16 protein-coding genes are annotated in these 22,542 nt (G+C 47.4%); 8 read left to right on the top strand and 8 right to left on the bottom strand.

Annotated features, from left to right (window positions below):
- Positions 1 to 35: 35 nt before the first annotated feature.
- The 5 genes from HMPREF2955_RS14365 to HMPREF2955_RS14345 all read right to left on the bottom strand — a co-directional run bounded on the left by HMPREF2955_RS14365 (position 36) and on the right by HMPREF2955_RS14345 (position 3,642).
- A complete protein-coding gene (locus HMPREF2955_RS14365; RefSeq protein WP_246830175.1) occupies positions 36 to 506 on the bottom strand; it encodes a hypothetical protein in 471 nt (156 codons plus the stop codon).
- A 104-nt stretch (positions 507 to 610) separates the two neighbouring features.
- Positions 611 to 1,183 (bottom strand): crossover junction endodeoxyribonuclease RuvC, encoded by a 573-nt coding sequence (gene ruvC / locus HMPREF2955_RS14360; RefSeq protein WP_070724072.1) that lies wholly within the window; start codon positions 1,181 to 1,183, stop codon positions 611 to 613.
- 191 nt (positions 1,184 to 1,374) lie between these two features.
- Entirely contained in the window at positions 1,375 to 2,019 is a 645-nt protein-coding gene (locus HMPREF2955_RS14355) for an MBL fold metallo-hydrolase (protein ID WP_070724071.1), read from the bottom strand.
- Positions 2,020 to 2,121: 102 nt separating this feature from the next.
- A complete protein-coding gene (rsmG, locus tag HMPREF2955_RS14350; protein WP_070724070.1) occupies positions 2,122 to 2,742 on the bottom strand; it encodes a 16S rRNA (guanine(527)-N(7))-methyltransferase RsmG in 621 nt (206 codons plus the stop codon).
- Positions 2,743 to 2,841: 99 nt separating this feature from the next.
- A complete protein-coding gene (locus tag HMPREF2955_RS14345; RefSeq protein WP_070724069.1) occupies positions 2,842 to 3,642 on the bottom strand; it encodes an RsiV family protein in 801 nt (266 codons plus the stop codon).
- Between the two features lie 369 nt (positions 3,643 to 4,011).
- Here HMPREF2955_RS14345 and HMPREF2955_RS14340 point away from each other — a divergent pair, with 369 nt between their 5' ends.
- Positions 4,012 to 4,584, top strand: a complete 573-nt coding sequence (locus HMPREF2955_RS14340) for a 30S ribosomal protein S16 (protein WP_019188595.1) — start codon at positions 4,012 to 4,014, stop codon at positions 4,582 to 4,584.
- Positions 4,585 to 5,089: 505 nt separating this feature from the next.
- Positions 5,090 to 5,722, top strand: a complete 633-nt coding sequence (locus tag HMPREF2955_RS14335) for a response regulator transcription factor (RefSeq protein ID WP_070724068.1) — start codon at positions 5,090 to 5,092, stop codon at positions 5,720 to 5,722.
- A gap of 240 nt (positions 5,723 to 5,962) precedes the next feature.
- On the opposite strand, the gene HMPREF2955_RS14330 is transcribed toward HMPREF2955_RS14335, so the two are convergent.
- Entirely contained in the window at positions 5,963 to 8,023 is a 2,061-nt protein-coding gene (locus tag HMPREF2955_RS14330; protein ID WP_246830174.1) for a DUF7017 domain-containing protein, read from the bottom strand.
- Between the two features lie 1,086 nt (positions 8,024 to 9,109).
- On the opposite strand from HMPREF2955_RS14330, the gene HMPREF2955_RS16995 reads away from it, so the two are divergent.
- Both HMPREF2955_RS16995 and HMPREF2955_RS14320 read left to right on the top strand, forming a co-directional pair.
- Positions 9,110 to 10,681, top strand: a complete 1,572-nt coding sequence (locus HMPREF2955_RS16995; protein ID WP_246830173.1) for a YecA family protein — start codon at positions 9,110 to 9,112, stop codon at positions 10,679 to 10,681.
- 354 nt (positions 10,682 to 11,035) lie between these two features.
- Positions 11,036 to 11,473, top strand: coding sequence for a hypothetical protein (locus HMPREF2955_RS14320; protein ID WP_070724065.1), 438 nt, complete (start codon positions 11,036 to 11,038; stop codon positions 11,471 to 11,473).
- 76 nt (positions 11,474 to 11,549) lie between these two features.
- On the opposite strand, the gene prmA is transcribed toward HMPREF2955_RS14320, so the two are convergent.
- A complete protein-coding gene (gene prmA, locus HMPREF2955_RS14315; RefSeq protein WP_070724064.1) occupies positions 11,550 to 12,419 on the bottom strand; it encodes a 50S ribosomal protein L11 methyltransferase in 870 nt (289 codons plus the stop codon).
- A 255-nt stretch (positions 12,420 to 12,674) separates the two neighbouring features.
- On the opposite strand from prmA, the gene HMPREF2955_RS14310 reads away from it, so the two are divergent.
- Both HMPREF2955_RS14310 and HMPREF2955_RS14305 read left to right on the top strand, forming a co-directional pair.
- Entirely contained in the window at positions 12,675 to 13,649 is a 975-nt protein-coding gene (locus HMPREF2955_RS14310; protein WP_070724095.1) for a heterogeneous nuclear ribonucleoprotein A2, read from the top strand.
- Positions 13,650 to 13,800: 151 nt separating this feature from the next.
- Complete coding sequence (locus HMPREF2955_RS14305) at positions 13,801 to 15,420, top strand: hypothetical protein (protein WP_019188588.1); 1,620 nt, start codon at positions 13,801 to 13,803, stop codon at positions 15,418 to 15,420.
- 311 nt (positions 15,421 to 15,731) lie between these two features.
- Here the strand turns inward: HMPREF2955_RS14305 and HMPREF2955_RS16990 are convergent, their stop codons facing one another.
- Positions 15,732 to 15,935 (bottom strand): hypothetical protein, encoded by a 204-nt coding sequence (locus tag HMPREF2955_RS16990; protein ID WP_246830172.1) that lies wholly within the window; start codon positions 15,933 to 15,935, stop codon positions 15,732 to 15,734.
- A gap of 774 nt (positions 15,936 to 16,709) precedes the next feature.
- Here HMPREF2955_RS16990 and HMPREF2955_RS14295 point away from each other — a divergent pair.
- Entirely contained in the window at positions 16,710 to 19,739 is a 3,030-nt protein-coding gene (locus tag HMPREF2955_RS14295; RefSeq protein WP_070724063.1) for a SusC/RagA family TonB-linked outer membrane protein, read from the top strand.
- A gap of 15 nt (positions 19,740 to 19,754) precedes the next feature.
- Positions 19,755 to 21,509, top strand: a complete 1,755-nt coding sequence (locus tag HMPREF2955_RS14290; protein ID WP_070724062.1) for a RagB/SusD family nutrient uptake outer membrane protein — start codon at positions 19,755 to 19,757, stop codon at positions 21,507 to 21,509.
- The last annotated feature ends 1,033 nt before the right edge of the window (positions 21,510 to 22,542 follow it).

Here is a 22,542-nt window from a genome sequence, read left to right as displayed (position 1 = left end):
AATGTTACGATTGAGGCAAGGCAAGGTAAAAGCCTTTACTTCTTACTGCGAATTTCGGCCAAAGCCTTCACCCAGTCGGTGTCTAAGGAGAACTGCGTCATATAGTTGCTATTGTCATAATAGCTCAACACCAGTTCTTTATCCATGTCGTTAAAGCGACTGTTGTTGATGGAGGCGTTTTTAAAACGAGCCATCACCAACTCTTTCTGCGTTTTTTTCTTTGCCTCGGAAAGGCGTTTGAAGAACAAGTTGATGAACTCGTGCATGGCGTAAGCCTGCGTATCGAGCATACGAACGGTGCTGTCGGGCATCAGTTCTTTCGACTTCATCGCCATATAGTTCAGTTCGTCCACCTTAAACGTAGCCACCTTGCGCACGTCTATGCTCTTACTCTTATCGGCTGCCGTTTGTTTCGACACCTTCAATATGCGCTTATACACCTCTTGTGCTTGCGCCGTAAACGCCGTGGCACATGCCATCAGCACCAAAATCAAAATCTTTTTCATTGTTGTTCCTTTCATTTTTTATACTTCTAATTTTATTGAGTTTGTGAGTTTTTGAGTATTGGGGTTGCGTATTTGTCGCGAGCTTAAAAGCTTTAAACCTCAAATTATTTACCAGCCACGCGGTCTTGGTTGCGACTTACGAAGTCTTTCCAACCGCGATACTTGGTATCGGTTTCGGGTCTGCCCATCTGTAAGAAGTGGCAATAGGCTGCTCCAAGGGCATCGGTTGCATCCATAAACTTGGGCATATCGTCATCGCTTAGTTTCAACATACGTTTCAACATGCCAGCCACCTGCTCTTTCGAGGCCTGCCCTTGTCCTGTTATAGCCATCTTTATTTTTAATGGCGCATATTCGTGTATGGGAATGTCGCGCTGTATGGCAGCAGCGATAGCCACGCCCTGCGCCCGTCCCAACTTCAACATCGACTGTACATTCTTACCAAAGAACGGAGCCTCGATAGCCAATTCGTCGGGCAGATAGGCATCGATAATGCCCGAAACGCGCTCGAAGATATGCCCCAAACGCAAGTATGGGTCGGGCATCTTGCGCAAGTCGATAACGCCCATAGCCACCATCTGCGCCTTTTTCCCCACCACACGAATAACGCCATAGCCCATCAACGTGGTACCAGGGTCGATACCCAATATTATCTTTTCTGTTTCTTCCTTATTCATGAATCGATGTGTAAGTTGGTAAGTTTACAAGTATTTCTAGCTCTTCTAGGCGTTCAAGTTTTCCTAGGCGTTCTAGTTATACTAGGTTTCCTAGTTATCCTAGGCTTAACTAGCTTACTACTGACCACGCTTACTACTTACTACCTTTACTACTTACTACCTTTACTCCTTACTACCTTTACTACTCCCCCTTATCTATCCAAATACGGATTATGTGCTAACTCGTAACCTATCGTTGTTTCTGGGCCATGCCCTGAGAACACGCGGGTTGTATCGGGCAATTGCGACAGGTGGCGTATGCTTTGCATCATCTTAAACATACTTCCCCCAGGAAGATCTACCCTGCCTATCGAACCTTTAAAAAGCGTATCGCCAGTAAAAGCAACGCCTTCAGACTCGCAATAGAACACACAACTGCCCTCCGTATGGCCCGGCGTGTGAATGATGGCGAACCGATGGTTGCCCCATTCGATGGTATCGGCCTCCGTAAGGTATCGTTCCACGCGCGGTTGCTGCTCTTCTAGCGGCATGTTCAGCAGATAAGCAGCCTGTTCAGGCAGATGTTCTAACAACTCACCGTCGTCTTCGTGCACCTCAGGGCGCAAGCCATACGTAGCAAACACAAAGGCATTTCCCAAGTTATGGTCCACATGCCCGTGCGTAGCCAACAGTCGGCGAGGCTTTAATTCGTTGTCGGCGATATACTGCGTAAGCGCCGACTTATCTTTCTCGAAGAATGCGCCACAATCTATTATCACGCATTCCTTTGTTTCGTCTGACACAACATAGCAGTTTTCCTGCAACATGTTGCACATTATATGATGTATATTCAGCATTGTGCTAAATCGTTTTGCATTTTATGTTATCGGTTCATCGTGGTCGCGCGTTATCTGCATGAACCATTCCCAAACCCTTTTTTCACTTGCGGCTACTACCCTTTACATAGGTACATACACCACGTTTTTCTCTTCAAACCACTCGTCTTCGAACCAATTACCCACAGGTGTAATGTCGACAACCTTCTTCACCGTGCGCGTTTCAGCATCAAGATTGCCCCCTTTGAGGCATATCAAGCCGTTGGGCAAGGCGTTGTGTTGTTCGCGCGAGATGTTCTTCTTCACGATTTTCATCAAGTCGGGCAAGGGCATCACGGCTCGGCTCACCACAAAATCGTACTCGCCCCGCTCCTCTTCGCCTGCCTTTTGCTCGGCAGTGGCATTGGTTAAGCCAATGGCAGCGGCAATTTCTTGCGTTACGCGTATCTTCTTCGCCGTGCGATCAATCAGCTTAAAACGGCATTCGGGAAACACGATAGCCAACGGAATGCCAGGGAAACCGCCCCCCGTACCAAAGTCTAGCACCCGTGTCCCCCCCTTAAACTGCACATATCTGGCGATGGCCAGCGAGTGAAGTACGTGGTGCAGGTACAAGTTGTCGATGTCTTTTCGCGAAACCACGTTTATTCGTTCGTTCCATGTACGGTATAGTTCGCCCAATTGCGTTAGCTGTTCAAGCTGCGTGGCGGTCAGTTCGATAAAATATTTACGTATCTCGTCCATTGTCTTTTCTGTTCCTTACGAGGTTTCATGCCTCGTTTCGTCTGTTGCAGGCTCACATTTGTCGGGCAAATTCTGCCGCCGTGCGAGTTAATCCGCCATTCATTTCAATATTCTGCTCAACTCGCTACGACTCAAAGTAACGCTTATTTCGCCCACAGCGTGCGGTGCGATTTCGTCTTCACAATATATAAAGGTGAAACTACCGTCGTCTATGGCGAAGTTGTCTGGCACATACACATGCCCATCGGCAAATATATCTTTCTTGTTCAACTCGTCCAGTCCGTCGGCATTAAAGCGTTCGCCCACCTTTTTTAGCAACAATTCTTTCAGCGTAGGCTCATAACCAGGCACGAAAACATCTTGCAGTTGCAGCACTTTTCCGGTGGTAACATCGATGTTTCGCACCAACGTTTGGTTTATTCCATGCGCTCCACCGCCGAAAGTATATATCTTAGCCGTATAAACAACAATGTTCTCAGCTCCGTTTCGCGTGGAGGTTTTCACCTTATACTCGTAGTTATAGGATGAGGTGTGTTGCCTATCCTGCCTATACAGCGCGGCATAATCGGTTGCATAGTCGTTAAGCATACGTGTCACAAACGAGTCAACCGCCTGTTTCATGCTGAATTTTTGGTTGGTAAGTCCCAGATAATCGGGCATCAAGATGCCAGCATGCAGCAGCGCGTTGTTTATTTTGTCGGCGTTATTGCCTTTGGCGTACTGCAAATTAAGGCTGATTCGGCATTGCGGCGTTAGTTTCAAATCGGTCAACGCCACGGTGGTATCCACCACAATACTGTCGAATTCCAGCCCTTCAATCTTGGCCGAAGTAGCAGATTTGTTCGTGCAAGCAGCAAACGCCACAAGTGCAACGGCCCAAACGATGAGTATTCGTTTCATGTTATTCAATTACGTGATAATGTGCAAAGTTACGAATAAATTGCGCAAGATTGGGTTTCTTGGGTGTTAATCTGTGTTTTTTATCGGGAGTTGACGAGTTTACAAGTTGACGAGTTGACGAGTTGACGAGTTCACAAGTTGACAAGCTGGCTAGTTGACAAGCTGACGAGTTAACAAGTTGACTAAGTGGTTAGTTCTCTGCAACAAAGCATTTGGCTTAACTCCTTAACTCCATAACTCCTTAACTCCTTTAACTCTAATTTTTCTTCCTCTTCCTTGCTCATTATCAGAAAAATATGCGTACCTTTGCAGCCGCTGTCACGAGTTGACGGCATTAAATTCAAACCTAATTACATTTTAATTTGCACAATGGCAACAAAAATCAGATTACAACGCGGCGGCCGTAAGGGCTATGCTTTCTATGGCATCATTATCGCTGACGCAAGAGCACCACGTGATGGTAAATTTACTGAGAAGATTGGTACATACAACCCCAACACCAATCCCGCAACCGTAGATTTGAATTTCGAACGCGCCCTGCATTGGGTAGAGTGTGGTGCACAACCCACCGACACCGTTCGCAACATCCTTAAAGGCGAAGGCGTTTACTTGATGAAACACCTACGTGGTGGCGTTAAGAAAGGTGCATTCGACGAGGCAACGGCACAAAAGAAGTTCGACGCTTGGAAAGAAGAGAAGAACAAGGGCAACGAAGCTATCCGTAACAACGAGGCTAAGGCCAAGAAAGACCTCGAAGCCAAAAAGCTAGAGGCTGAAAAGAGCGTCAACGCTGCTATCGCCAAGAAAGTAAACGAGAAGAAAGCTGCTGAGGCTGCCGCAAAAGCTGAGGCCGAGGCTGCTAACGCTGAAGTAGAAAACGCTGCCGAGGCAACAGCCGAAGCACCTGTTCAAGAGGCCAACGAGGCTCCTGCTGAAGCATAAAGCACAACGCTTTACAAACAACAAACGAGGGATATGCCACAAAACGGCATGTCCCTTTTTGCTTTCTTACTAAACAAGGGGGACGAGTGAACAAGTTGACGAGTTGACAAGAAGACAAGCTAACGAGTGAACAAGTTGCCAAGAAGACAAGTAGGCGAGTTAACAAGCTGACGAGTTGACAAGTTAACGAGCCGACAAGTTAACGAGTTGACAAGTTAACGAGTTGACAAGTGGACGAGTGGATAAGAGGACAAGTTGACATAAAGACAAGTTAACGAGTGGATAAACTTATAAGTTGGCGGGGTTACGAGAGAATGTTTTGGCTGGTTTAGTGGCGCAGCCATTTTTTTACCCTTTCACCTTTAAAAGGCGCAGCCATCTTTTCACCTTTTCACCTTTTCACCTTTTCACCCTTTCACCCTTTCACCCTTTCACCCTTTCACCTTTTCACCCTTTCACTTTTTCACCTTTATAAGCCTTTTCACCTTTATAAGCCCTTTTCATTATGCTCATTCTATCCGACAATCAAGACATCACCCGAGCTGGTTTGCAATGGCTTTGCAGCGAAATGAAACATAACGACATCGTCATTGCCACGGACAAAACAACGCTCGCTAGACTTCTCGAAGGACAAGAACACGCCACCGTGGTGTTGGACTATACTTTGTTCGACTTCACCAGTTTCGACGAATTGCTTATTTGGCAACAACGATTTCAACGCGTGCAATGGCTTTTATTTAGCGAAACGCTTACCAGCGACTTCGTACGTGTGGTCGTTGCAAGCGGCCCGCGCTTTGGCCTCATCCTCAAAGACGCACCCCTTCCGCAAATTCGCCAAGCCCTGCACGATGCCCTACGCGGAGAGCCATACCACTATGCGCTCCTTGTGCAAATGGCCGATGAACAATGGCAAGAAGTGGAACGGGTGAAACTTACAAAAACAGAAATGGAGGTGTTACGCGACATTGCCCTAGGATTGACCACAAAAGAGATTGCCGAAAAACGTTTTTCTAGCTTTCATACCATTAACACCCATCGCAAGAACATCTTCCGCAAGCTGAATGTGAACAATATTCATGAAGCAACAAAATACGCCTTACGAGCGGGAATGGTAGATGCAGCAGAGTATTACATTTAAGAATGTGTGCAAATAATCTGTTGAGCCTGCGCCCTTGAAAGCCTCTGACGGCGTGTTGACCAAAAAGTTATTAGCCGTAATGGCTGTTAAACCTGCACCCTTGTAAACTTCTGACAACATGTCGACAAAAAGTGCCGTTGCACATAATGGCTGTCGAACCTGCGCCCTTACAAGTAGGTAACGACACCGTCCGACAAATTAACGGGCGAAAGATTAACAAAAACAACACACGCCATGCTATCAAACGTTCTTTTCTGGGTGCGGTTTAGGTTTGTTTCCTGCATCAACAAACTCTACCGCTATCGTTCGGCGCATGCCTTTACCCTCCTTCGTTGCGGCATCAACCCACCAGAGGCGTGCCTTTATTCCACAATCCACCCTACTCCTTATTATATAATAAGGAACGACAAACGTTAATCCGGCCTCATTCTTGGCCACATAGCGTTGTCTTTGTTCGTCTGCCCGAACGATTTGCACGGTTTCCAAGTGCCAAATATCCTGACCATTGGCAGCCGACGGGCGCATGGCTACGATGTTTTTTCGTTTGCCTTCTACTGCTATCTTGGCCTCAACGCAAGCAAACTTCGCCAAGCTGTGTCCACTTGGCCATTGCTTACGATTAACAGAAAGGGTGTTTCCATTGGTATCGGCCAAGGCCACCTTGTCTGTTTTTCGGCCCGTTTTGGGATTAATTTGCGTAAAGAAGTTCATCACCACCAGCAGGTTCCAATGCAAATCGGGGAACAAGAAGTCGTTGGCAGCATCTAAGTGGGCGTTATAGAAAGCCGAAACATCGGCACAAGGCGTGATGCCTGGCGGCATGGCATTGGCTAGGGCCTGCATTTCGGGTGTTGGCGTCCAGCCGTTTCGCCGATAGGTTTCCACATACGCGTTAATCTGCGCTTGAGCCTCAGACAACAAGCCCTGCTCTTTAAGCAACAAGGCCAGCCTGAAATGAACCTTACCCAAGAACTCGTCCTTGGGTTGCAGCAATATGGCCTTACACAGAGCCGATAGTTTAAGCTGTTCGTCTGGTGTAATGTCGGCCAGCTCCTTCCATAAGTAAAAACGTTGTTGCTTACGTATTAGGCAACGAAGTGTTTCAAGTGCCTCGTGGTCCTTACACGCAGCCAACTTAACTTTCACCCATAGCCGCATCAAGCTTTCGTTGTCGGCATAGGCATCAAGAGCCTTTTGCAGGATGGCGGGTGGCCGCTCGTTCAGCCTTCTCAGTTCGTGTTTCTCGCATGCCGACAGCAAAGCAACAAGTGTTTTCTCTACCAATGCAGGGTATCGGCGGTCGTCTTTGGTGGCGCGCAGCCAGTCTTCGTCCCTGAAATTGCCCATTCCCCACCCTTTAACAAACCGCAATGCCTGTCGCTGATGGGCTTTGGGCAGATGTCGAAGGTAGAAATGGAGAATGGCCGAATGGTATTCGTTGCGCACAAGTGCTCCGCTTATCGTCTGCACATAATGTTCAGCCAAACCAATGGCGGCCGTTTCGTCTTGCTTTTGCAGCTTGATTATTGCGAAATATTTACTTCGGGCATAGAGTTCTTTCACCTTTTCGTCTGTAAAACGCACGTTAGGCAAGAATGTATTGAGCACTTCTTGCAAGCCATAACCTAAACCGAAACAATGCTCCACAACGCGTTCGGCCAGTGGACGGAACGTTTGCTCCTCGTTTTGCGAGGGCTGGAAGTCGGCCTTGGCAAAGGTATTCACGTCCCAAGCAGCGATAAAATTCAGCAGTTTAAAGTCGGCAAACCGCTCCTTTACCGCGATGGCCATCAGCAACATTTGCGAGTGAAGTAAAGAAGGGCGTTGGTTTTTCAGCATGATATAGTTCAGTAAAGCCTTCCGTGCCGTAGCAGATTGGCATTCGGATGGCAGGCGTTTCAAATAGCGATACACCACCCAGCCCACTCTTTCGTGCAAGGCAGTTGGCAAGTCTTCGCCCAAAAACGGCAGCAAGGCCTCGTATGCCACCCTTTCGCAGCCGTCTTTACTCATTTGTTCGATGTGCCGTATCTGCGGATAAAAGGGCAGGGCGTGTTCTTTCAGCCGTTCGATAGCCTTGCTGGCAATGCCCTCCGTGTCGTTCATCAGGGGTTGCAGCTGTTCCAAAAGGGCGATGCGCTGGTTGGCCTCGTCCAATCGTTGTTCTTTGATTAGCCAGTCGCAGATGTCTTTCTGCACCCAAAACATAGCCATGCATGCATGTGGGCTTTTCTCTTGTTGCCAATCGGCGTTGGCTTGTTGCAAGGCCTCATTTAGTCGGCCTGCTTTTCTTAGTGTCATGGTAGCAATAAAACTCATGGTTTAGGTTTAGTGGTTTCTTTGTAGTTAATAACGTCGACTTTGTTGTTTTATTTTAGGCTGGTCCTAAAAATAAAGTGAAAAGCGGGCTTAAAAGGAGAAAAGACACAAGCATGGAAACTTTTAGGGCACGCCCGACAATGTAATCTTTTCCGCATAAATTTTAACACTATGGCTGCGAAATTCATGGCCAATCGCCAATCTTGCGAAAAATCGATTCTCGCGAAGGTTTGTTTTGATGCTAAAAGGGGTAGTCTGTGAATGCAGGCAAAATGAATTTTTATTTAGAAAACTGCCATTTGCACCAGATTTTGGGGCTATTTGCTGCTAAATGGAGTGCGTTTTGATGCTAAACGCAGTGCAATATGCCGCTAAACGCAGTGCGTTTTGGTGCTAAATGCAATGCGTTTTGATGCTAAATGCAAGATGAAATGCGGCAAAATGCGAGATGAAAAGCATAAAAATACGCTGAAAAGGTATAAATAAAACCTCTTGGAGGCATTAAAAACAGGACTAAAAAGGACAAAATAGCCATTAAAAAGTGGCGTTTTAGGGGCTAAAAGTGCGTAATTGGGCTTGAAAAATATCGAGACGGCAGCCAAACTAGAAAGGCAAAATGGTGCAAAATGCAGGTTTTGCTCCTAAAAACAGACAAGACAAAAGACGTGAAAGGCTAGAAATTGTGGTTATTTGCCTATTTTATAGCCGACATTTTCGCTAGAATGGAGTGAGAATTAGAACGATTTTGTAAAATTAATAATAACAATTTAAGATTTCGAGTTGAGGAGTTTGTGAGGTGGTAAGTTTCCGAGTTGAGGAGTTTGTGAATTGATGAATTGGTGAGTTGGTGATGGGCCTTAACCATCGGCCACAACGCGGCGAGCCATTCGGCACACAACAAAACCGAGTAAGAAGTTTGTAACTATGAAAGAAATTTTGTAACTTCGCACATGCGGACAGGGCTGCCCCATTAACATGTATGTCACCGCGTATACACCGCAGTGTTACCCACAAAAAGGCTTAGTGTTAGCACTAAGCCAACAAAAACTGATACAACCGCAAACAACAATGACAAGAACAATGACATTTAAAGAGTTTCAAGAAGCACTAAAAAAACTGGATACTTTCAAGTTGAGAAGGGGCAAAAAACTATTCGCACTGGTGAATGTAACACGCGAAACAGCCACCCTCACCGAAGTGGGCAGCACAAAGAACATGGATGTGCCCACAAAGATGCTATACGAAGCCTTCAAAGACTTGGGGGTACAAGGCGAATGCACCACCAAAGACTTGACGCCATACGTGCAAAGCACAGCCGCACCAGCCTGCGCCGCACTGTTAAACAGCGTATTTGATGTGGAAATTGATGAAGAACTGAACAGAGTGACTAACGAAATAGAAAACACGTACCAAGAGTTGCTAGACTTGTATGTGTCCGACGACTTTCTGTTCGAGCCCAGTGGTTTTGACCTTGAGCCAACTTCATACAAAAAGGCACTGGGCGAAATGAACCCAAACATGCTAGAACAGGAAGCCTTCCTCCTCGGCGCGCCAAGCACCATTAAGGCGACTAGGGCATCGTCGATGAAGAAAATGCAGCAAGACATCTACAAATTTGTTACCCAACACCCCGAGGAATGGCTGCTAGGATTTCCGATGCGCGACTTGTATTTACTACAAGAAATGGTAAACGGAAAGTTGGTGAGGGTTGATTACAGCCACACACCGCCCACCTTAAACTGGCTAAGAATCGTTATGGACACAGCGATAGACGGCAAGGAGGGCGAATATATAGCTATATACGACGACCTTAAAGAGGTTCTGCAACCACTAATCCGCCCCACCATCATCGCTAAGCTGACGTTAGCCGAGTTTACCTTGGAGACCTTGCTGGTGGGACTGATGAACACGGTGGGATGGATTAGCCGCAAAAAAGCCATCCAAATATTGTCGGAAAGAATGCGGAAAGAGATGGGAAAAGAAATGGGTATGTTCGTGAACATCTATTTTGAACACAGCATACTGACGAAAATCTTTACCTGTGCCGCCTCTTGGGACAAACAAGGCGGTACATTGTGTACGCCGCGACTGAAAGACATGCCCAACCTAGGCAAAAGCGATTTGGAGGACGACGACCGCCCCGAACTTTCATTCGACGACTTAATGCTGCGCGGCCTCTACCCTTTCATTCGCCCCATAAACGCCGAAGAACAGGATTTCTTCGACTTACTAACGAGAAAGGGGTTCAGTGAGGATGAAGCCTTTGTGCATTTTACCCAAATTTTCCACCGCATTCAAGAAGAGCGCATGCCTAACGGAAAACTGTTAAGCGAAATTATTGAGGTATTTCCACAAAGTAAGTTACCCAGCGACAAAGACATAAGCATCATCACCACATTCGTAAACAACGTTCCTCGTCCGCATTTCAATGGGTATTCGCCAGAACAGATAGCGAGCAAACGACTGCGACCGAATGCCCACTTTACCTCTGCAACCCCCAGGTTCGACATAGACTCTCCCTTTGACAGCGGTTTTGAAATGCCCTTGGGCAACTTAAATCAACCTAAGGTTGGGCGCAACGACCCCTGCCCCTGCGGAAGCGGAAAGAAGTATAAAAAATGCTGCGGAAGGGAAAACTAAGCCCATAAGGGGCAAACACGGCCCCTACCCCACACCGCAAGGAAACACGCTTTAAGGTGGAGCTGCGCTTAGCTCCGCCCTTTTTTATACCGATGTAACAGGCCTCAGCGCATTTCAATGAGTTTCCCGTTAAGAGCTTTCGCACCATGTACCAATGCCGTTTCGCGGTAGAAACGCGGAGCTGTGGTGCAGAATTGCCGGCCGTTAGCCATCAACTCGAACCCAACATCGCAGGCACAACATCCCCCTACCGCCAAAAAGAAATATCCTTAAAAGGCGAACATTTTTTATACAAACACGCTTGCCTTTGCGGTTTTTTACTATCTTTGCAATACCATTAAAACAATTTGCATTATGAAAGCTACGGAACAAACCATCATGCAGGTGGAACGCGCCATCAACAAGATAGCGCAAAAGTTTCCTAACCAAGAAAACGACACCGTACTCACCGACATCCACATCAGGGTTTCGCAAGACTCAGGCGAGCTGCTTGCTTTCGACGACGACGACAGGGAGATAACTCGTTGCGTGGTAGAGCAGTGGATTGAAAGCAAGGACGAACACTTTTACCACAGCGTTACACACATTCTGCAAAGCTGCTTACGAAAGCTGAACAACGTGGTAGAACAGATGGGCATTCTCAGGCCATTCAGTTTTGTACTTGAAGATGACGAGAAGAACCATGTGGCAGAACTACATCTCGTTGACGACGACACAAGTATCATCACGGGAGAGCTGCTCCAAAACCTTGATGAAGACCTTGATAGTTTCATGAAAGACTTGATGAAATAACGCCAAACGCCACGTCTACACAATGCCCACACGCCAGGCATCGTGCCTTTGTTCGGCCCTTAACCGTAGCGCTTAGTTATTCTTTACAGAACGTTAAACACGCCCAATTTTCCTGTTCGCGCTCCGAAATGAGCCTCAACCCCAAGTCGGCAGCCGCCTCAACAAGCATCGGTATGTCCGTTTGGTAAAATCCGCTGAACACAATCCTTCCCCCTTGCGCCATCATTTGCACCCAACGGGGCATGTCGGCCAAAAGAATATTGCGGTTGATGTTGGCCACAACCACGTCAAACAGTCCGTCGCCGGCGTTCAATGTCGTGGCGTCGCCCTTGCGCACAGCCATGTTTTGCACACCGTTCAGGTCGGCATTGTGCAGACTGTTGTCCACACTCCACTCATCAACATCGTATCCCAACACCCTATCTGCCCCCAATTTAGCAGCCACAATGCCCAAGATGCCCGTTCCGCAGCCGCAGTCTAGTATGCGTTTGCCTTTCAAAGGCATACTCAGCAGTTGGGCAACAACCATCCGAGTGGTTTCGTGTGCGCCCGTTCCAAAGGCCTGTCGCGGTTCGATGGCCACTTGCAGGTCAAACCCCACAGGCAAGTCGGCCTGCGAATAATGTCGCGCATCGTATATCATGCAACGCCCATCAATACATATAGGTTCAAAACCGTTGGCCTCCCACTCCTCGTTCCAGTTGCGATTTTCGGCCTCAACCATTTCGTAGGCAATGCTTGCCGAGGCAATGGGAAAGTCGGCGATAGCCTCATCCAATGCCCCCTTGTCTAACAACTGCGGCTGAACATAACCCACCAACTTATCATCCGTTTCTTCAAAAGCCTCGAAACCAGCCGCCGCAGCAAGGTCGGCAAGCAGGTCTTTGGCTGCATCCATGTCTTCTGCCGCCACGTTCAGCGTGAAGACTGCTTTGAGATATTCCATATATAGATGTGCTTTTATCTTTAAGTAATGTCAAACAAGCCTCCTAATCCGACTTGTCCGACCGGTCTGACCTTTCGGACTTTTCCGACCAGTCCGACCAGTCCGACTAGCCCGACTAGTCGGACGTGCCTCGCAAAAATACTAAAAAAATAGGGAAAATCCCCCTTTTAGTTAGGGAAAATCCTTATATTTGCATAACTATCATTAGTAAATTTGCAACGTAACAACTTGCCTTTGGCAGAAAGGAACATTGACATGAAAAGATTAGGATTATTGGCAATCGGCTTGACACTGGGGACATTCACGGCAATGGCCCAAACAGACGATGTGTATTTCGTACCTAAAAAATCAGACAGGATTAACAAAGAATATCAAGACAAGGGGGAACGCGATGCCGATGTATATTATTCGGGGTCGAACAGGAATGTAGACGAGTACAACCGGCGCAACCGAAACGGCAGCAGCTACCAAAAAATCAGGCGTGACTCGCTAGGCAACGTCATCGTTGAAGAAGACGTTAGCGCCATGTCTTCGGACCGCGACCGTTCGCGACGAGACTGGCGAGACAGACGCGACTATTACGATGACGACGACTATTATTATAGCCGTCGCGTTAGCCGTTTCTACGATCCGTGGTTCTTCGGCTACTATGCTTACTCGCCTTACTACGGCTACTCACGTTGGGATTGGGATTGGTACGACCCATTCTACTACGGTTATGGCCCCCGTTGGCGCGGTTATTATTCTTATTGGTATAACGATTGGGCTTATCCCTATTACGGCTATGGTTGGCGTTCGCCCTACTATTATGGCGGCTACTACGGCCCATACTATGGATATTACAGCCCCTACTACAATTATGGCGGCTATTATTATTCGCCGGGCTACTACTCTTATGGCGGCGTAACAGGCACGCGTAATCATGGCAGCATGAGTTCGCGAGCAGCAAGAGACCGCACCGACTATCGTTACCAATACAACGACAACACTCGCTCGTCGGGCCGCAGCTATGGCAACAGCTACGAACGCAGCAGCAACGGCGACTTCTATAACACCCGTTCGTACGACAACAACCGCAACTACAACCCGCCCACTCGCAGTTACGACAGTGGTTCGCGTGGTGGTTCGTTCGGCGGTGGAGGTTCGTCGAGGGGTGGCGGTTCGTTTGGTGGCGGCAGCTCTGGCGGCGGTTCATCCTCAGGGGGAGTAACCTTCGGCGGCAGACGGTAAGTCAGTTTGCAGATAACATGCAGTGAAAGAGAACAGAACGTTTTTCGTTAAGCCAAATGAACAATGCCGAACTTGTTCGAACATTGTCATGCCGAGAAAACGCACTTTTAGAGAAACGATAAAAGAAGTATTTATGAACACAAGATATTTAATGATATGCTCGGCCTTGCTTGCCCTGCCAGCAATGGCCCAAGAAACCTACGAGAATAGCCGCTTACTAGGCAACGACCTCAACGGAACAGCTAGATATGTAGGCATGGGTGGTGCAATGGAGGCATTAGGAGCCGACCTCTCTACCATCCGAACCAACCCCGCCGGCATCGGTTTGTACCGTAAATCGGGCGTAAACCTCTCGTTCGGATTCATATCGCAAGGCGACGCCAACGCCCGCCTAGGGCATTCAGCCACAAAAATGAGTTTCGACCAAGTAGGTTTCTACCGTTCAATGCGCATGGGCGAACGTTCGTTCGTTAACTTCGCCTTCAATTTCAGCAAGGGAACCAACTTCAATTACTTCCTTAGCGCGGCCGGCAAGCTAAGCGATGCTTCGTTGGGCAAACAAGCTTACCTTAAAGGCTTGCGCGGCTCGCTGTACAATGGAGGCTACAATATAAGGCAAGATCCAAAGCATAATGATGTGTATATCGGCTATGCAGAAAGTAATCCCAAAAACTTCGACGTGTCTCGAAACTATGGCCAACTAGACTATCTGTATTGGAACTCACGTTTAATACCCGCTAAACCAGGGGACGCTATGTACGATGCAGCCAACGGCTACGACTTTAATCGTTCGCAACATGGTTATATCGGCAACTACGACTTCAACATCAGCGGCAATGTCAACGAACGCGTGTACCTAGGACTTACACTTGGCCTGCGCACCGTTAATTACAAGGGCTATTCCGAATATGTTGAAAGCCTCGTAAACAAGTCTGATAAATATATAGGAACAGCAACCATAGCCGACGAACGAAAGGTTACAGGAACGGGGTTCGACCTTAGTGCAGGCGCAATCTTCCGCCCCATAGAAGGCTCGCCCTTCCGTATTGGTGTTTCCATTAACTCGCCTACATGGTACGACTTAAAGACGGAGAACTACACCACCATATTAAACGAAGGAGAAAACCAAGGCAGATACAGCAATGGGCGCTCCACCGAGAGCTACAACTTTAAGCTTTTCACACCTTGGACCTTCGGAGCTAGCTTAGGCCACACCGTTGGTAACTTCTTAGCATTGGGTGCATCGGTTAGCTATGCCGACTATGCAACGATGGACAACCGCTATATTGATGGCGAATACCAAGACTATTATGGCTATACGCACGAAACATCGGCCAGCGATAAGGTGATGAACAACCATGCCAAACGAACGCTTAACGGCGTTGCCACGTTGAAGTTGGGCATGGAATATAAGGTGCTGCCGCAGGTTGCTGTACGTGCTGGCTACAATTACGTATCGCCCGCCTACAAAAAAGATGCCTTTAAAGACGGCACACTCAACTCGGAAGGTTCGTATTACAGTTCGGCTGCCGACTACACCAATTGGAAGAGCACCAACCGCATGACTCTCGGCGTGGGTTTCATCGGCAAACAATGGTCGGCCGACCTAGCTTATCAATACAGCACAACCGATGGAGAGTTCTATCCCTTCACCAACGGATTGACAACAGTAGACCCAACTACCAAAAAGCCCCTAACAAACGAAGCCTCTGCCGTATCTGTTAGCAACAAACGCCACCAGATGCTGTTCACCGTAGGATATAGATTCTAAGCCATTGGCTAGTTAGTTGGCTTGCAAACACACAAATAGCAAACCAAGGCTTAACAACAAGGCTAAAAGAAAATAAATAAAATGCCACATGTCCTAAAACATGTGGCATTTTCAATTGCTTAAAATAGAGAAGTGTGCCTTCTAGAAACCAAGAGATAATCATTTTAGGCTACACCTTTATGATGTTTTTCCACCCATACAGCAATATCCTCAGCACTACAAGCACACACAGACAATCCTAGAAAAGCTGCCAATAAGTATCTCTTTCGCTCTCGTACGTTTTCTATTTCATTAAAAATTATATCCAACGCCTACATACGGATAGAATACAGCCGCACGATTAACACTTTATTTTTTAGCCCTGATTCGTCATACGCTTTCAAAGCTACGCCTGGACTAAGCCCTACTCGCACCATAATTCCCTTCTCCGATTGATAACGATAGCCCAAATCTAAAAAGCCAAAAGAACCAGACGTATCATATTGAACTTCTCTTCCCGCTTTGTCGTGATACATACAGCTGTAAAGTCCATAGCTTATCCCAATGCCAATTTCTCCATGATGCCTACCATTGCCTATAAGATAATTTACAGCTATGGGGAAACTCCATCCACGAGTTCTCTCTGGAGCTGACTCAAAGAAATCTTGTGAGCGAGAATAGGTGTAAGCAATTCCTATTCTTCCTCCTCACCGAGTGTTATCACTGAAACGCGAATCATAATGAATCCCTAACGAGGTAGAGGCCCCAAATAATTCTATAAAAAAGCTTTGTTCGCGCTCTGCAAATGCAGCATTACTTACAATTAACATTGCCAGGGTAGCTAAAAACTTATTCCATCCCATAAACTTTAAGTAGTATATTAATGCAAATATACGCAGAAAGAAGTAATATTACCAATGTTTTATCACCAATCTACTAAATAGCATTAGGAAAAAACAAAGCTAAGACCATTGCATAATTACGCAAACCACAATTAACAAAAGGGAGTAACCCTATTTTTCTGTCACTGGGTAAACCTAACTTGTTTAGTAGTACATGGCTTACGGCATATTCATCACCACCCAACCTCTACCCACATTCATTCTGTCGCCTTAACGGTTCTGTTTTTAAGTTACCCTGTTCGCAACGAAACAAGAAAGCACACGCCCCTTTGTGTTAAATAAAACAAAACTAGTGTAGATTAAAAAAAATGCTATAAATTTGCACCCATCTAACATTCTACGGCACACAAAGCCATACTCTTAACACTACTACAAAATACTCTTAACAATAACAAAACCTTTAAAAGCGTGAAGACAATGAGAAAAACGAACCTTGGGAGGATGCTGTTACTAGCATTGCCTCTGTTGTGCTGCCCATTTGCCACACACAGAGCATACGCCAACAACACAGCAACTGCGCAGACAGAAACCTCCACAATCAAAGGAAAAGTAATTGATTCGCAAACGGGCGAGCCACTAACAGGAGCCTACATCACGGTTAACGGCACGAAAAAAGTAGCTGTAACAAACCTAGATGGCGAGTTTACCATTGATGCCAAGCCAGGCGATCAACTTGTAGTTACATCGCTGGGCTACGAGAAAATGCAAGTGCGAGCCACCAACAACCTTACCGTGAGCATGACCTCTACGGCCACCATGCTAAACGAAACGGTAGTGGTGGGCTACAACACCCAAAAGCGCAACAGCCTTACCGGTTCTATGCAGAGCATAGGCAGTAAGGAACTAACCAACGTAACCACCGCCAACGTAACCAACATGCTTACAGGAAAGGTGCCTGGACTGAATGTTATGCCTGGTTCGGGCAAGCCTGGTTCATTCGGCGCCATCATCGTTCGCGGTAAATCTACCATCAACGGCAGCACTGCTCCGTTATGGGTTATCGACGGTGTTATCGTGGGCAAAGACCCAGGAGACATCAACCCCAACGACATCGAGACACTTACCGTACTGAAAGATGCCGCCTCAACAGCCATATATGGCTCGCAAGGAGCCAACGGCGTCATCGTTGTTACCACCAAAGGAACCCAAACCGGCAAAACAAGCATCAGCTTTTCGGCCAAGGCAGGCATATCCACCCTAAACAACGGAAACGTGAAGATGATGAACGGAGCCGAGTTGTACGACTATTACAAATCATTCAGCAACGCGGCTGAACTTAGTTTCGCACGTTGGAACGAGAAACTCCGCGAAAGCAACTTCGATTGGTGGAAACTAGCCACACACACCGGTAACGTACAAAACTACGACCTCACCATCAACAGCGGCGGCGAAAAGCTCAGTGCTGTGTTCACAGGTGGCGTGTATAAGGAAAACGGAGCCGTACGCGGATACGACTACACACGTTACAACACGATGGTGAAACTGAACTTCCGTCCTTATTCTTGGATTGCCATTCGCCCTGCAATAAATGGCAGCAAGGGAGCAATCGACGACCGTCAACGCTCCATCAACGCCATGTACTCCATGTTGCCTTGGGATAGCCCTTACGATGCCAACGGCAAAATCATAGGCAACTACTCATCGTCGTGGGTGAACAGCAACTCGACAAACTATCTATACGAACTGCAATACAACTGGAGCAAATACGACTCTTACTCCTTTAATGGCAATTTCGACTTCGACCTGTACCTCACCGACTGGCTCACATTCTCGTCGGTCAACAGCTATCGTTGGGCCTCGCACCTCGACAAAAGCTACGTAGACCCACGCACTTCGGGCGCAAAGGATGAAGGGCGCGTAAGCGAAAGCACAAGCACGAACACCCGCCGCTATACCAACCAACTGCTTAAAGCCACTCGCAACTTCGGCAAATACCACGGTTTCTTAATGCTAGGCTACGAATTTAACGATGGCGAATATCGTTTCCACAGCGGCGACGGCCAAGGATTGGTGCCTGGTTACGCCCAATTAGACGTCACCTCCACCCCCAAATCGGTTAAGGGCAACAAGTACGAGTGGGCCGTTCAGTCGTTCTTCGCCAACCTCAACACCGACTATGCCGACAAATACCTGCTGCAGCTGTCGCTCAGAACCGATGGCGCAAGCAACTTTGGCGCGGATGCAGCCTACGGAACGTTCTTCTCTGTGAGCGGTGGATGGGTTGCCACGGCCGAAGAATGGTTCAAAGTGCCACACGTAGACTATTTAAAGGTACGCGCATCGTATGGCTCTGTGGGTAGCCGTCCTAACAGCCTCTATCCCCAATACGGACTATACAGCCTGCGTGCAAGCTACAACGGAGTGCCAGGGGCAGTGATTTCGCAGTTAGCAAACAAAAAACTAACATGGGAAAAGAGCTACACCACAGGCTTGGGACTAGACCTGAACATGTTCCATCGCTTGCGCATGACCTTCGACTTCTACCACAAGCGCACCAGCAACCTGCTCTTCGCCGTACCCATTTCGGGCGTTATGGGCGTTACTAGCATCTGGCAGAACATTGGCGAACTAACCAACACGGGGTTCGAAACAACGCTTTCGGCCGACATCATCAAGAACAAAGACCTTACTTGGACCTTCGACGCCAACCTATCTACCAATTCTAACAAGATAAAGAAACTGTATAGCGGCAGAGACCAAATAATAGAAGACGACGGCATTGCAGGCTCCACCAACACGTTGCTGCGTCCAGGACTGAGTGCCGACACCTATTACCTACGCGAATGGGCAGGTGTCGACCCGGAAACAGGTGCACCACAATGGTTCACTACCGATGCCAACGGCAACCGCGTTGTTACAAAAAACTATGCCGAGGCCGACCAAGTGGCGCTCGACAAGCGTGCTACGCCCAGTGTTTTCGGCAGTTTCTCTACAACACTTACTTACAAAGGTTTCGACCTCAACGCCGTGTTCGGCTACTCCTTAGGCGCATACATCTATAACTACTCGCGCCAAGAGTACGACTCGGATGGTGCCTATACCGACCGAAACCAATTCCGCTTGCAAAAGGGAAGGAACAGATGGCAAAGAAAAGGCGACATAGCCACACACCCACGGGCAAGCTATAACAATCCGACCAACTCCAACAAAGCCTCTACACGTTATCTGGAAAGTGCCGATTTCTTAAAGCTACGCTCCATAACTTTGGGCTACAACTTCTACCTTAAAAGCCAAATCGTAAAGGCTTTGCGCGTTTACGTCAGCGGCGAAAACCTGTTCTGCATCACAGACTACTCGGGCGTAGACCCCGAATTGCCCGCTGCCGACAATGGCAGAGACGCCTCTGGCGAACGCTCCACCGCACTCGCCATCTCTACGGGCGCAGGTGTTTATCCTTCTGTACGCAAGTTTATGCTCGGCGTTAACGTAACATTCTAAAAAATATACAGCCCTATGAAAAAGATATATATACTGCTATTGGCAGCTATCGCATTGGTTTCGTGCAGCGTAGAGCGCCGTCCCGAATACATGATGGACGAAGAAGCGATAAACAAGAACATAGAAGAGAGTTTCCCTTACCTGCTTAACGGCTGCTACGGATACCTCAAAACGTGGTCAGATCCCATGTATCGTTGTGGCGAGTATGCTGGCGACAACATGATGATTCGCGGAACCTCCACCGATGCCTTCTACGAGTTTATCTCATATTCGCGCACACCCAACAACTACCGACTGCAAAACTTCTGGGACTATAGCTATAAGGTGATTGCCCAAGCATCGAACATCATCAAGGCAATACCCGAGGGAAAGAATGCCGTTACCGATACGCAGTTGGGCGAATGCTATTATCTGCGCGGCATGATTTACTTCTATCTCTGTCGCGCCTATGGCAGACCATACGCTCAAAGCCCCGAAACCAACTTGGGACTGCCCATCGTAAACGGTACGCCTGCCGACCCAGCCAACGCCATTCTGCCCAAACGCTCTACCGTAAAAGAAACCTACGAGCAGGCCATTAACGACTTGGAGAAGGCAGCAACGTTGATGACACAAGAGTTACACGAAGGCGAGAAGTGTATCTTCGCCTCGAAAGAGGCTGCTTGGGCCATGCTTAGCAGAATTTACCTCTATATGAGCGGCACTTACGAAACGCCCAACACCACTTACGCACAGAAGAGTGTTGAATATGCAACAAAGGTTATCGACTCTGGCAAGTTTAAGTTGCTAAGTCGCGACGACTATGGAAAGAGCAATACGCTAGAACCAGAAAACAACACCGAAAACATATTCGTGGTGAAGCGGGTAGACTCTGAATTCCCCGACGACCTTTACCATTACACCATCGGAGGCATGTACTCTAACATCGGTGGCATGGGTTGGGGTGAGATGTATGCCTCTGCCAAGTATCTCGATTTGCTCAACGAAACAGGACAGAACGATTGGTTCAACAAGAAATACACCGACATTCGTGCCCAGTTTATCGAGCCGCAATATGTTAAGAACGATACAACTAAGTTCACGCCAATGTTCCGTTTCATCAAAAACGTGTACGATGCAAATGGCACTCAGGTAAACTTCAACTATGTGCAGCTGCCTTATTTGCGCCAACCTGATGGAAAATTGGTATGCGATTCGTCTGGGATGAAGAGGAAAAATCTCATCCCCCTGACACCCATAGACGCAACGCAACGCCTCTACTCCATCAATTACGACGGGCAAACCTATCGTGGCGTGCTCGACTATGAAATGAAACTCAATCGCGTTTACCCCATGTTCTATGTGGTTAAGTGTTCTCGGCAGGGTGGTAAAGAAAACCAATTGTACTCACCCATCGTGTCGCGCCTTGACGAAATGTATCTCAATCGTGCAGAGGCGAACGTTAAGTTGGGCAACATCGCCAAGGCAATGGCCGATGTTAACACCATTCGCGAACGTGCCATCGTTGGCGGAAGCTACACGGCCGCCCAATTTAACGCTACCACGGCCAAAGCCTTAGTAGACAAGGAACGACAGTTGGAACTGGCTTTCCAAGCCGAACGCAGCTACGATGTGTTCCGCAACGGCGATACCCTTACACGCCGTTTCCCTGGGCCGCATCAACCCATGCAAGATGTTTCTGCCACCGACTACCGAGTAATTTACTTCATTCCACAATCGGCCATCAACGCTTATAACGGCGTATTGGAACAAAACCCAAAATCTAACTAAAATATACGCAGAACACAACAAGGCAAACAAAAAACGTATGTGGGCCATACAAACTCCCTGCAATGGCATAATGCCAGTAACGGGGAGGGTGTATGGCCCGCTTGTTTTCTTAACGCAAAGCAGGTAACTAGGATTTCTCCGTACCACTTCGGGGTAAAAGGTGAAAGGGTGAAAAGGTGAAAGGGTGAAAAGGTGAAAAAATGGATTCACCTCTCAATATTCTAACTCGTCCTCCCATCAATTCGCCCCGTCAACTCGTCCTCTCATCTACTTGTTCTCTCATCTACTTGTTCTCTCATCAACTTGTTCTCCCGTCAACTCGTTCTCCCATCAACTCGTCCTCTCATCTACTTATTCTCTCATCAACTCATCCTCTCGTCAACTCGTTCCCTTGTCAACTTCTATTCTCGTTCTCTCGTCAATTAGATTTTGTCTTCTTTTCAGCAATAATTTTAACATTATGAGTGCCCTCGTTATCCACCAAACGCCCACCCGACCGCAAAAAATCGATTCTCGCGAAGGTTGGTTCTGATACAAAAAGGGGTTAGTGATAAATGCAATCAAAATGAATACACATTGCATAAAACCGCACTTGGCATCAGATTTTGGGCTATTTGTTGCTAAACATAGTGCATTTTGGTGCTAAATGGAGTGTGTTTTGGTGCTAAACGCAAGGCATTTTGGTGCTAAATGGAGTGCGTTTTGGTGCTAAATGCAAGGTATTTTGGTGCTAAACGCAGTGCAAAATGCTGCTAAATGCAAGACGATAAGCATAAATATAAGCTGAAATAGTATATACAAAACCGTTTCTAACCACTAAAACATGGCTCAAAAGGGGCAAAATATCCATTAAAAAGTGGAGTTTTAGGGGCTAAAAGCAGGTAATTGGGGATTGAAAAACTACGAGTTGGCAACCAACTAGAAAGGCTAAATGGTGCAAAATGCAGGTCTTTTTCTTAAAAACGAACATGTTGGATGGAGTAAAAGGCTAGGAATAGTGGCGATTTACCTACTTTATGGCCTATATTTTCGC

The sequence above is a fragment of the Prevotella sp. HMSC073D09 genome (assembly GCF_001814145.1).
Lineage (GTDB): Bacteria > Bacteroidota > Bacteroidia > Bacteroidales > Bacteroidaceae > Prevotella > Prevotella conceptionensis.
Note: the sequence above shows the minus strand (reverse complement) of the source record. Positions and strands in the feature narration are given on the sequence as shown.